The sequence below is a fragment of the Paenibacillus sp. 1011MAR3C5 genome (genome assembly GCF_003591485.1).
GTDB lineage: Bacteria > Bacillota > Bacilli > Paenibacillales > Paenibacillaceae > Pristimantibacillus.
In genome coordinates this window covers 1-13,678 of the sequence record NZ_QZCF01000008.1, presented here as the reverse complement: position 1 = coordinate 13,678, position 13,678 = coordinate 1, and the positions used below count along the sequence as shown (strand labels likewise).

General features: G+C 41.9%; 5 protein-coding genes. 3 read left to right on the top strand and 2 right to left on the bottom strand.

The window, feature by feature from the left end:
• Positions 1 to 41: 41 nt before the first annotated feature.
• Positions 42 to 5,168, bottom strand: coding sequence for a toxin Cry1Ac domain D-VI-related protein (locus D3P07_RS21130; protein ID WP_119802254.1), 5,127 nt, complete (start codon positions 5,166 to 5,168; stop codon positions 42 to 44).
• A gap of 428 nt (positions 5,169 to 5,596) precedes the next feature.
• The gene (locus tag D3P07_RS21125; protein WP_119802253.1) at positions 5,597 to 7,015 is read right to left on the bottom strand and encodes a PQQ-dependent sugar dehydrogenase; all 1,419 of its coding nucleotides are present in this window, start codon (positions 7,013 to 7,015) and stop codon (positions 5,597 to 5,599) included.
• Positions 7,016 to 7,207: 192 nt separating this feature from the next.
• On the opposite strand from D3P07_RS21125, the gene D3P07_RS21120 reads away from it, so the two are divergent.
• The 3 genes from D3P07_RS21120 to D3P07_RS21110 form a co-directional block, all read left to right on the top strand.
• Positions 7,208 to 10,243 carry an ATP-binding response regulator gene (locus D3P07_RS21120; protein WP_119802252.1) on the top strand — a complete coding sequence of 1,012 codons (3,036 nt, stop codon included), beginning with the start codon at positions 7,208 to 7,210 and terminating at the stop codon, positions 10,241 to 10,243.
• Positions 10,224 to 11,336: a response regulator gene (locus tag D3P07_RS21115; protein ID WP_119802251.1), complete on the top strand. Its 1,113-nt coding sequence runs from the start codon at positions 10,224 to 10,226 to the stop codon at positions 11,334 to 11,336. The genes D3P07_RS21120 and D3P07_RS21115 overlap by 20 nt, the downstream gene beginning before the upstream one ends.
• Positions 11,337 to 11,491: 155 nt before the next feature.
• On the top strand, positions 11,492 to 13,678 hold a 2,187-nt coding region (locus tag D3P07_RS21110; protein ID WP_147384551.1), incomplete at its 3' end, for an InlB B-repeat-containing protein.

Here is a 13,678-nt window from a genome sequence, read left to right as displayed (position 1 = left end):
TAAGAAAGTAATTCTATCATAACAACTATGCCTTATTATAATCAAGATTCAATAATGATCACTGCCATAGCATCTGCATACCCTTCAGCTTTAATTAGAAATTGATGTGTTCCTGGTATAAGTGAAGCGTCAGTAAGATTAATTTCAATACCTCCTGCGGTAGATCTATTCACCCTAGAGCTGTGGATGGGAACCGAGTTGCCGTTTAGGTAAACCCCGGTAATTTTGTTTCTCCACGCAGCATCATCTGAAAATGAAATTTGCACGGTGTCGACATTCGGAGCTGTTCCCGTTAAAGTCGGCGCTGCAAACGGCGGATCCACCTCGATAGTAACGACAGCGTCCGCATACCCTTCAGCTTTAATTAAAAATTGATGTGTTCCTGGACTTAGTGCAGCGCCAGTAAGATTAATGTCAATGACTCCTGCGGTAGATCTATTCACCCTAGAGCTGTGGATGGGAACCGAGTTGCCGTTTAGGTAAACCCCGGTAATTTTGTTTCTCCACGCAGCATCATCTGAAAATGAAATTTGCACGGTGTCGACATTCGGAGCAGTTCCCGTTAAAGTCGGCGCTGCAAACGGCGGATCCACCTCGATAGTAACGACAGCGTCCGCATACCCTTCAGCTTTAATTAAAAATTGATGTGTTCCTGGACTTAGTGAAGCGCCAGTAAGATTAATGTCAATGCCTCCTGCGGTAGATCTATTCACCCTAGAGCTGTGGATGGGAACCGAGTTGCCGTTTAGGTAAACCCCGGTAATTTTGTTTCTCCACGCAGCATCATCTGAAAATGAAATATGCACGGTGTCGACATTCGGAGCTGTTCCCGTTAAAGTCGGCGCTGCTAACGGTACAAGTACTTCAATAGTAACGACAGCGTCTGCATACCCTTCAGCTTTAATTAAAAATTGATGTGTTCCTGGACTTAGTGCAGCGCCAGTAAGATTAATGTCAATGACTCCTGCGGTAGAACGATTCACCCTAGAGCTGTGGATGGGAACCGAGTTGCCGTTTTGGTAAACCCCGGTAATTTTGTTCCTCCACGCAGCATCATCGGAAAATGAAATATGCACGGTGTCGACATTCGGAGCTGTTCCCGTTAAAGTCGGGGCTGCTAACGGTACGAGCACTTCAATAGTAACGACAGCGTCCGCATACCCTTCAGCTTTAATTGAAAATTGATGTGTTCCTGGGCTTAGTGAAGCGCCAGTAAGATTAATGTCAATGACTCCTGCGGTAGAACGATTCACCCTAGAGCTGTGGATGGGAACCGAGTTGCCGTTTAGGTAAACCCCGGAAATTTTGTTTCTCCACGCAGCATCATCTGAAAATGAAATTTGCACGGTGTCGACATTCAGAGCTGTCCCCGTTAAAGTCGGGGCTTCCAAGACTTGGGTAAGTAAATTTTGAGCTATTTCAATGGCCTGTTTTAGAGCAGACTTTTCTGCACCGTTGGCGACCAGATTCACTTTAGCACTGGCAGTGTCAATTGCGTCTTGGTCCACACCAGCTTTCAAAGCTGTTTTAGTACTGTCCGAGAATAGCCCATTTACGGCTTCAGTAGCTGCTAGTAAGTGGGCAATCGCTTCGAGTTGTGCGTTTAAGAGCTGTTGTGCGAATTGAAGGTCAGCCATCAACGCTGACTTTTCTGCACCGTCGGCAACCAGATTCACTTTTGCCTTTGCGGTGTCAATTGCGTCTTGGTTCACACCAGCTTTCAAAGCTGTTTTAGTACTGTCCAAGAATAGCTCATTTACGGCTTCGATAGCTGCTTGTAAGTGGGCAATCGCTTCGAGTTGTGCATTTAAGAGCTGTTGTGCGAATTGAAGGTTAGCCATCAACGCTGACTTTTCTGTACCGTTGGCAACCAGATTCACTTTAGCATTGGCATCGTCAATTGCATCTTGGTCCACACCAGCTTTCAAAGCTATTTTAGTACTGTCCGTGAATAGCCCATTTACGGCTTCAGTAGCTGCTTGTAAGTGGGCAATCGCTTCGAGTTGTGCGTTTAAGAGCTGTTGTGCGAATTGAAGGTCAGCCATCAACGCTGACTTTTCTGCACCGTCGGCAACCAGATTCACTTTTGCCTTTGCGGTGTCAATTGCGTCTTGGTTCACACCAGCTTTCAAAGCTGTTTTAGTACTGTCCAAGAATAGCTCATTTACGGCTTCGATAGCTGCTTGTAAGTGGGCAATCGCTTCGAGTTGTGCGTTTAAGAGCTGTTGTGCGAATTGAAGATCAGCCATCAACGCTGACTTTTCTGTACCGTAGGCAACCAGATTCACTTTAGCATTCGCATCGTCAATTGCATCTTGGTCCACACCAGCTTTCAAAGCTGTTTTAGTACTGTCCGAGAATAGCCCATTTACGGCTTCAGTAGCTGCTTGTAAGTGGGCAATAGCTTCGAATTGTGCGTTTAAGAGCTGTTGTGCGAATTGAAGGTCAGCCATCAACGCTGACTTTTCTGCACCGTCGGCAACCAGATTCACTTTTGCCTTTGCGGTGTCAATTGCGTCTTGGTCCACACCAGCTTTCAAAGCTGTTTTAGTACTGTCCGAGAATAGCCCATTTACGGCTTCAGTAGCTGCTTGTAAGTGGGCAATCGCTTCGAGTTGTGCGTTTAAGAGCTGTTGTGCGAATTGAAGATCCGCGACCAACGCTGACTTTTCCGCACCGTCGGCAACCAGATTCACTTTAGCATTGGCAGCGTCAATTGTGTCTTGGTCCACACCAGCTTTCAAAGCTGTTTTAGTACTGTCCGAGAATAGCCCATTTACGGCTTCAGTAGCTGCTTGTAAGTGGGCAATAGCTTCGAGTTGTGCGTTTAAGAGCTGTTGTGCGAATTGAAGGTCAGCCATCAACGCTGACTTTTCCGCACCGTCGGCAACCAGATTCACTTTAGCACTGGCAGCGTCAATTGCGTCTTGGTCCACACCAGCTTTCAAAGCTATTTTAGTACTGTCCGTGAATAGCCCATTTACGGCTTCAGTAGCTGCTTGTAAGTGAGCTATGGCTTCGAGTTGTGCGTTTAAGAGCTGTTGTGCGAATTGAAGATCCGCCGCCAACGCTGACTTCTCCGTAACGTCGGCAACCAGATTCACTTTTGCCTTTGCGGTGTCGATTGTGTCTTGACCCACGCCAGCTTTCAAAGCTGTTTTAGTACTGTCCGAGAATAGCTCATTTACGGCTTCAGTAGCTGCTTGTAAGTGAGCTATGGCTTCTAGTTGTGCGTTTAAGAGCTGTTGTGCGAATTGAAGATACGCGACCAACGCTGACTTTTCTGTACCGTTGGCAACCAGATTCACTTTAGCACTGGCAGCGTCAATTGTGTCTTGGTCCACACCAGCTTTCAAAGCTGTTTTAGTACTGTCCGAGAATAGCTCATTTACGGCTTCAGTAGCTGCTTGTAAGTGAGCTATGGCTTCGAGTTGTGCGTTTAAGAGCTGTTGTGCGAATTGAAGATCCGCGACCAACGCTGACTTTTCCGCACCGTCGGCAACCAGATTCACTTTAGCACTGGCAGCGTCAATTGTGTCTTGGTCCACACCAGCTTTCAAAGCTGTTTTAGTACTGTTCGAAAATAACCAAGCAACAGCATTTTTTGCTGAAATTAAATTAGAATTTTCTCCCGAGTTAGGTGACCCGCCAGCCGAAGGTTGCAACTCTATATTTGGAACCCCATTAATTCTAATAATTTTGTGTTTTATCAACTCGTAGTTGAGAAAAATGAATGTCACATTATTTTTCAGTTCCAAGAGTAAATCTTCAATTTTAGCGTCGTTATTAAGGTTAATTCTACTATTCATATTTTCGATGAAAAGGGAATCTATCATTGCATTTAACACTATATTTAAGGCGTCAGTTCCAACCCTGACGAGGGGGATGGTTATACTTGCGTCTGCTTCGATACAAGCATCAACTAATAGATCTATTTCATTAACTTTGGTTTCACCAGTCAATTTAATGGTAAAACTATCCAACGAAACTTTAACAGATTGCAGAATTGAATTATGTAAATGCAGTTTGGGATTGTGGCTATTTTTGATATCCAACGAAACAAATGTGCTATACGACTCCGCTGCAACTATTTCTTGTGGCTTAGATAGTATCGTCGAACCTTTTACCAGTACATTTTCAAGATAAAAGCTTTTTTGAACATCGCTTTCTATAATTAAATCCCTTGTTATAGTAGCGTCTTTAATGGACAAATTGTCGCCTTTTATAATCACGGTAGCATCAATAACGGCACTATTACCTTTTAACACTACAGTTGGATTTTCCTTTTCATCATTTAATAGCCCATTTGCGTAAAGAGTAACCCATTCAATCCGGCTTATTTTCCCTCCAATAATTTGAGCTTTTATTCTTGATTTTTTTAATATCGGAAGATTTTCAGGCGTAATCCAAGTTTTTTGATCATTAGTTAAAGCAAAGCTTTCGTTACCTAATTGAATTGAATCTGAAGTGATTGTCGTCACTTCAGACTCGATTGTTCGCTCAGTGAGTTGCTGCGACAATTGTTGACAACGATAGATGAATAAAGCTATTTCTCCACGAGTTACTACATTATTAGGTGAGTACGTGGTCAGTGAAGTTCCTGTTGTAATCTTATTTTGAATCAATGAAGCCAAGTAAGGAGCATACCAACTCGTTGAGGATACATCCTTAAAAGGGTTTACCGCTAATTCTTCTACTGGTAACTGATAGGCAACTACGAGAATCTTCGCCATTTCCGCACGTGTAAGCGATTGGTCAGGCTTAAATGTTCCATCTGAATATCCTTGGAATATTCCAGCGCTTACAATAGCAGCAATAGACTTATAATACTTGGAGCTTTCATTCACATCTTGAAAATTGGGATCATCAACCGCCTCCAGGTTGAGTTGTAGAGCTCTGGCGAGAATAACCGCTGCTTGTTCGCGATTTAATTTTTCTGATGTACGGTAGGTCCCGTCTGAATAGCCAAAAATAATTTCTTGTTGCACTAGGCTTGCCAAAGCTTCTTCATACTCACTGCCTGGCTCTATGTCTGAAAAAATGGTACCCCTCTCGCTTGCTTCGATAGGTTGTTTAGCAACGATCCAACCGAGTGATAGTAAGCAAATTAATGCGACAATAAACATTAATTTAGTTTCCTTCGACCTCAATCTTTTTCGCATATTCATAAACTAAATGTCCCCCTTCAAATACATACCTAGCCACTCACGGGGCTATTAATAATCCAATAATACCCAACGATAATACTCGATAGTCTTATATATTACTAATGAGTATTATCTTGAAGAAATATGTTGTTGTCAATCGCAATATCTTGTGACGTAGTGAGGTTGAAGCATAGAGAAAAGATAGGCAGATCAGTCATGTGGAGGTAGTGGCGTTGCTGGTGAGGGAGTAGAGTTTGAAGGCTACATTTACCTGTCATAGTGCAAAAAGATCTCAGGCGAGGATAAGCAGCCTGAGATCTTCGTTTTTGTGTACCGGTTATTTAAACAGTTTGAAATTTGTTCTAAAATAACGCACAAGCAGAGTCAAGAACGCTTAATTGCGTTATTAGTCAGCGAGAAAGCGATGATTTCTTATCAGCAAGTGCTCCTTATGGCCCCCATGGAACAATCTCAAATACAGTGCCTAAGTTAGAATCGGCTACTTTCATAGAGCCGTAAACGCCTAAATATAGCCGGGTTTGATTCAGATTTGTTCCTAGGCAAACGTAATAGGCGGCTTGAGATCCGAAATCATAATCCGTTTCAATAACAGTGTAATCATTTGGTCTGCAATCGGCTTTGATCTTGGTATACGCTAAAACTCCCCTAGCAGGAGCATTTGCTTGTTTCCGAGCAAGGTCGGTAAACACGACGCTCCCCCTTAAATCGGGGATTTCATTCCCGCTATAGGCCTGAACGCCTGTTAGAGCGGTTCCTCCAAACTTGTCGGGGCGGGGATCTTCATGATAATAACTTGTTAAAGGCTGTAGACGCAGCGCGGAAGTTTTTAAGGCCTCATCGTAATAGGCCATGTATTTCTCATTCAATATCGCGTTTTCTGGGCAGTTTCTTGGCACGGAAGTAGGCAGAACACCTTCCCACCCTCGCCAGCCAAAGTTCGTACATTGTTCTTGGTCAAGCTCAGACCCCATTATAGAAGCTTGAACAACTTGAGTAACCGGTATTGGTGTATATTGAACGAATGAAAAGACGGATTCCACCAGCTCCTGCCCGACATTTCCTGCATATTTCACATACTTATTATTGAACCTTTGATAAGAAATGCCCGTTATATTTCGTACACCTTTGGCGATGACCGTAAGCGTTTCCTGAATAGGCACGGACAACTCATTAAACCGTGTAACGACGGATGGATGATCAATAAAAGCATTCATTCCCACATCAATTTCAATTATTTTACCTGCGATCTCCATCATGTTTTGGCTTAAATTAAAGGGGTCATAGGCTGATCCGCCATCTCCGGTCGTCAAAACAAGTTTCCCTGTTTCAGGTGAAAAGTTTAAGCTGTTGACACCATTATGATTTAAAAAGGGCCTTCTTATATTTAGTAAGGTACGCCGTCTTTGAGGTTGCCCGTTCGATGGCAGAATCCATTCTTCAACGGTATCAACATGGTCATATTGTTTCTCCCTATTTGTCCACTGTAGGTTTAAGGTGCTGGTATCGCACGGGTTAGGTTTAAAAGATTCGGAAAAAGCTGCTGGACCTTGGGTTCCAGCTACTGAGTAATGGAGGTAGAACAAACCGTTATAGTGAAATTGAGGGTGAAAAGCTAGACCTAACAGTCCTCGTTCATCGTATCCGCCATTGGCGCCTAGTTTTAAGACTTGCTGACGTATATCTGCAAATATGCCAATCACTCCGTGTCTCATATAAAAGATCTCTCCGACCTGGGTTGCGACAATTATGCTTTCGATCGAGTCCCCCGGAAAGATGGTTGTTTTGATGATAGTCGGCATATTTATCCTGCTGACAATAGGCTGTAGACGGACTTTAACTTTTTTCAACTACATGCCCCCCCGGTAATCGTTATCATGATTAGCGTATGATAAATTTATATGATTAGACCGAGAATGATCTCAGCGATGTTGGTAGGGAAGTTGAGCCGTGATATATTGAGGTAGGACTATGATTGATCAGATTTTGTCTAGGAATGATCGAATAGGCTAGAGTAGTCATTTAAAGCAGGAGGCTTAATCATGAGAAGGAATATAAGCTTGATTGTAATGATTATGATGCTATTTACGATGATCTTCTTCCTCGGCAATCAAAACTATTTTCATATAGAACATAAGTCAGTTGTACAGGATGGTTTCGCATCCATTGATATTGGGCAATTAGATAAGCAGTCCATTATAAAATTAGATGGAGAGTGGGCATTTTATCCCAATGTGTTGATCCCTCCGGGCAGGGCGATGAGTGAGTTTGAAGATCAACGAATAGGTATAGCTGTCCCTTCTAAGTGGGATAACCTTGTTGAACCCAATGAGGAAGGGCTCTCTGTTGGAACGTATCATACCATCGTAGAAGTACCTGTTGAAGGACAATACGGCTTATACCTTCGTACAATCCGGCAAGCCAATCGCATATTTATAAATGGAGAAGAAGTCGGTGCAAAGGGGAACCCAAGTCATCGATTTGAAACGTTTCGTGTGGAAAATGCAGATAAATACACGGTTTTTTCAGCAAGCGAAAATAAGCTGCTTGATATCGTCATTCATGTAGCCAATTACAATTACTCAAAGGCAGGCATTCTTTTTCAAGTCGATTTTGGCACTAAGAGTTCCATCGAAAATGATTACAACAAGAAATTATTATTGGATGCGTTGGTATCCATCGGCTATATGATATTTGGTCTTATTTATTTAATATCCTATTATCAAAACCGGAAACGAAAAGAAGAATTGTTTTTTGGTCTATTCATCTTATTGCTAGGTATTTACATGTCATTTATTAATCAAAAGATATTTTTTCAATTTTTTCCTACAGTAGGCGTTTCGGAGCAAATACGTTTACAGCTAGGCATTATACCTTTGGTAGCTGCCAGCTTAACCTATTTTGTGCACGCGATGTATCCTGAATATATAAAGAAACGAGCAATCATTAGAATTAGCGTTTTACTTGGCATTGTTTTCTTTATCTATGCGATTACAAATCCGTTTGCCAATCATGAAACGGGTGGTGTTATATTCTTTCAGCTCATGTATGTAAGTGCAATTATTCCAGTCGTACTCTATAACTTATTGGTTTTATTCCGTGTACTCCTGAAAGAAGTAGAAGGCGCGCATTATATTTTAATCTTTTTAGTATCGCTTTGCTGCTACTCCATTTTAATGGTGGTTAAATTTTTATTTGATCTGCCTATGGATTATAGTGAGCTGCTGTTATTTGTACTCGTACTTTACAGTTTTGCGTCACTTCTTAGCTTTAGAGCAAATGCCTCCTTTAGCAAAACACAAAAACTATCGGAGGAGCTATACATAAATAGCCAATTAAAAGATGAGTTTTTAATACAAACATCACATGAGCTTCGGACGCCTTTAAATCGCATACTAAACGTATCGAAAGCCTTGATGGAAGGCACTAAGGGTCCATTAAAGCGTGAGCAACAGGAAAATATCATATCTATTCATAATGACACACAACGTTTAGGTTTTTTGGTAGAAGATTTATTGTTCTCGTCCAATCATATGGCAGGTGAAGTGAGTGTCACACCACGCGCTGTGCCGATTGCAGTCATCAATGAAGTGATCGATGAAATCCGAAGCTTACTGTCAGATGATGTGCCGATAAGATTGATTAGCGCTGTTGAAGATCCTTTGCCAGCCATGTATACGGATGAATTGCGATTCAAGCAGGTGCTTTACAACTTGCTATATAATTCGTTGCAGCATACTACGGAGGGACATATTAAGGTTACTGCAGAGGTTCGTGAAGAACAGATGGTCATTGGGGTCAGTGATACAGGATCGGGGATACCTCCGCAAGAACTGGAATATATCTTCGACTCCTTTTATCGAGTGAAAAATGAAAGAAGAGGGTTTGGATTAGGGCTTAGTATTGCAAAGAATATTGTTGAAAAGCTAAACGGTCACATTTATGCCACGAGTACATTTGGCGCAGGCTCCATATTCACCTTCACGATGCCGCTTGCCAAGACCGATGGCATCACGGATTCTACAACAGACAGCACCTCACATTCTTTAGAATTGCCGCTCTTCTATAAGGGGAATGAACAGACGATTTTAGTGGTTGATGATGATCATGCGAGTATTAAGCTGCTTGCTGACGCTTTAACTCAAAGCGGATATACATTCATTGCCGTTGATAATGGGTATGACGCGTTGGACATTCTCAATACGCATAAAGTGGATTGTATGTTAATCGACTACATGATGTCAGGTATGTCGGGCTATGAATTGTGTAAGAAAGTACGTAAGCATCACGATATATTAGAGTTGCCGATTATTGTGCTAACCTCGATTATGCAGCATTCAGATTTGATGCTGTCTTTGCATAGCGGAGCCAATGATTATTTGTTAAAACCGATCGTGATCGAAGATTTGTTGGTACGCATTCAGTCATTGCTAGCCGTTCGTCAATCTTCTATTGATGCGATAGAGGAGGAAATGAATTATTTATACGCTCAAGTGACGCCTCACTTTGTATATAACACGCTAAATACCATAATTGCGTTAAGTTATAAAGATATCAAAAATACGAGAAGTGCGCTCTACTATTTATCTACTTACTTTCGTGCCAAATTAAATGTTCATTATCGCAATAGTATGGTTTCTATATCGGAGGAGATTGAACTTGTAAAGGCTTATCTTTATATCGAACAAATGCGATTGGATGATCGACTGACTGTTATTTATGATATTGACGAATCCATCGCTATACAAATTCCAGCATTGTCTCTTCAGCCATTAGTTGAAAATGCCGTCTTTCATGGGATATCCAAGAAAAAGGAAGGGGGCACGGTTGAAATCAGCGTTAAGCGGGATGGGCAGCTAATCCGTATCAAAATTGATGATAATGGCGTAGGGATCCCGGAAGATAAATTGCAGCAAATTGTGGGCGGGGGCAATTCGCGAATTGGTTTAAAAAACCCTTTGAAAAAGTTTAAGCTAATCAAAAGCGCTAGTTTGCGTTTATATAGTGAAGAAGGAAAAGGAACGACGGTCATTATATTATTACCAGGAGATGATCGCATTGAACATAGTCATCATTGATGATGAGAAGCTAGCGATTGACATATTGGCCATTGTGTTAGAAGAGTTAACACAATTCTCGATTTGCATAAAAGGCACTTTTACGGATGCGATGGATGCGTTTGATCTTTTTGAACGGGAACAGATCGATCTTGTTTTTCTAGACATGGAGATGCTTGATGTTCATGGATTGCAGATTGCGAAATTAATATTAGCAAAATATCCGCAGATTCAACTTATTTTTGTAACGGCACATGCCCAGTTTGCGGTGGATGCATTTGACGTTGCAGCTACAGATTATTTGTTAAAGCCGGTTCAAGAGCAGCGGCTGGAGAAGGCGATGATCAAAGCACAGCAGGTTTATGACACGCGCAAGGAACAACGGAATGATGATAAAAATGAAATTCTCTATGTTCGTGTATTTGGCGGATTTCAATTATTGGATGCTGGGCAACAAACGGTGAAGTGGCGTACCAAGAAAGTAAGTGAGTTGTTCTTATTTCTGTGGCTCCATCAAAAAAAACCATTATTAAATGTCGTCATTATGGAGAACTTGTGGCCGGAAGTTGATCCCGAAAAAGCAAGCGTGAATCTTCACACCACGATGTATCAATTAAGAAAAACACTCAAGCAGTATGGAAGTGAAAATCCTATTCTACTCGTTAATAATCACTATCAGTTGATAAAAAAAATCGATAGCGATTACGAGCAATTATTAGCGTTGATCGAGAGAGAGCAGCATGATGAACAGTCGATTCAACAAATTTTGAATTGCTATGAGGATGATTTTCTAGCGGCCGAAGAATATTCATGGGCAGTTAGAATAAGAATTCGGTTAAAACAAGCTGTCGTAAATGTGCTAGAGTCATATGTGGCAACTACGAAGGAAATAAATTCATTATTGAAGTTGAATTGTTTGCAAAAGATGGTGGAGCTAGAGGAATATAATGAGCAGTATATGCTCCTGCTTCTGCAATTTCTGATTGAGCAAAATAAAAAACAAGCGTGCAAACAATTTTATGAAACCATACAAGAAAAATTGCAAGAAGAGTTAAACATTCCGATTCCTGAAAAAATGAATGAATTATATAAAGAGTATATGGAAAGGGCATAACCAATCACTTCGTATTTTAATTATATTTGTTCAGTATTTGTCTATTATTATTCATTAAGCTACATATCGTATTCAAATATTTAAAATGCGGGAGGTAGCATTTGGCAGTAATGGGCGGATTGAATAATTAGAACGATGAAGGGTTGGAGGCTGGTATGAAGAAAACATGCACGTTGTTGCTTGTTATGGCATTATGGTTAGCACCGTTTAACATCTTGCCTGTGCATGCAGATGATCTTAGTGGTGATTTTTATTATATTGAAAATGCGGATACTACAACTGTAACAATAACAGGATATACAGATTCTGCTCCGAGAAATCATGTCGTTATTCCGCAGATGATTAATGGAAAAAGGGTAACAGCAATCGGCGACGGAGCTTTTCAAAGTAAATCCATAGAAAGCCTGGCGTTACCGGATGGATTAGTTTCGATTGGTGAAAAAGCGTTTTATAAAAATCTATTGACGAGTCTGGAAATTCCGGGAAATGTTAAAACGCTTGAAGAAGGTGCGTTTCAAGATAATGCTCTAACAAGTCTAACCATTCATGATGGTGTAGAGAAGATAGGTTTAGCTTCATTTATGGGTAATAGAATAACGACTTTAAACCTTCCGAATAGTGTAACTGAAATTGCTAAGAATGCATTTTTCGGAAATCGAATAGCAAATCTGGTATTGCCTAATAATCTGGGGGAGATTGGAGATAACGCTTTTTATGGCAACAAATTAACCTCTATTGACATTCCAGCCAGTGTGAGTATTATTGGCGACTCTGCATTCAGCGGAAACCGTATAGTCGAATTGGTGATTCCATCTACGGTAACCCATCTGAAGAGCAACGCATTTCACTACAATGCACTCACATCGGTGACCTTTTTAGGGACGCCCGCTCTTGCTGATGCTAGCGTTTTTTCAAGTCAGTATTCTGATGCAACAAATAGTGATCTGTATGATTGGTATACTGAAGCTGCATATACACACGTTTGGAATAACACAGTTACGCCTCCAATGACTATTTATGCAGCGTGGAAGACGAATGTCATTTCGTTTAACTCAAATGGAGGATCGAGAGTTGACAATCAAGCTATAAATTTCGGTCAAAAGGGATCAGTAGTCGCAACAACTCCAGCCAAAACAGAACATACTTTCGCAGGTTGGTATAAGGAAAAGGAACTCATTAATCAATGGAATTTTAATACGGATATTGTAATAAGAAACATAACGCTGTATGCGAAGTGGCTTGCCAATACGTATACGGTAAGTTTTCAATCAAACGGTGGAACAGCGGTAGCTGCCCAAACCATCGTGTACGATGACAAAGTCGTATTGCCAGCAAATCCAAGCAAAGCAGAGCATACATTTGCGGGTTGGTATAAGGATCCTGGTTTATCGTCGCCCTGGAACTTTAGCACAGATCAGGTTAAAGGAAACATGACGCTATATGCGAAATGGACTGCCCATACCTATACGGTAAATTTTCAGTCGAACGGCGGCTCAGCGGTAGCAGACCAAGCTATCGCATACGATGACAAAGTCGTATCACCGGCAACCCCGAGCAAAACAGGTTATATCTTCGCGGGCTGGTATACGAATGCCGGTTTAACGACGGCTTGGAACTTTGATACGGGTCTGGTTAAAGGGGATATGACGCTGTATGCGAAATGGACGGCCAATACCTATACGGTAAGCTTCCAGTCGAACGGCGGCTCGGCGGTAGCTCCCCAAACGATAGCTTACGATAGCAAAGTCTTACGTCCGACAACCCCAAGCAAGACTGAGCATACATTCGAAGGTTGGTATATGAATTCCGGTTTAACGATGCCTTGGAACTTTGATACGGATCTGATTAAAGGGCCTTTGAGGCTGTATGCGAAATGGACGGTCAATACGTATGCGGTAAGTTTTCAGTCGAACGGCGGCTCGGCTGTTGCAGAGCAAATGATAGCCTACGATGGCAAAGTTGCAGCGCCGGCCAATCCAAGCAAAGCAGGTCATACCTTCGCAGGCTGGTATACGAATTCCGGTTTAACGACGGCTTGGAACTTTGGTACAGGCCTGGTTAAAGGAAACATGACGCTGTATGCAAAATGGACGGTCGATACCTATACGGTAAGCTTCCAGTCGAACGGCGGCTCGGCGGTAGCTGCCCAAACGATAGCCTACGATGGCAAGATCTCATCGCCGGCAAACCCAAGCAAAGCAGGTCATACCTTCGGAGGCTGGTATACGAATTCCGGTTTAACGACGGCTTGGAACTTTGGTACAGGTCTGGTTAAAGGAAATATGACGCTGTATGCAAAATGGACGGTCGATACGTATACAGTAAGCTTCCTGTCGAACGGC

Coding starts and splice junctions, on each gene's coding strand:
- D3P07_RS21130 (WP_119802254.1), bottom strand. CDS start 5,168: ATGAATATGCGAAAAAGATTGAGGTCGAAGGAAACTAAATTAATGTTT.
- D3P07_RS21120 (WP_119802252.1), top strand. CDS start 7,208: ATGAGAAGGAATATAAGCTTGATTGTAATGATTATGATGCTATTTACG.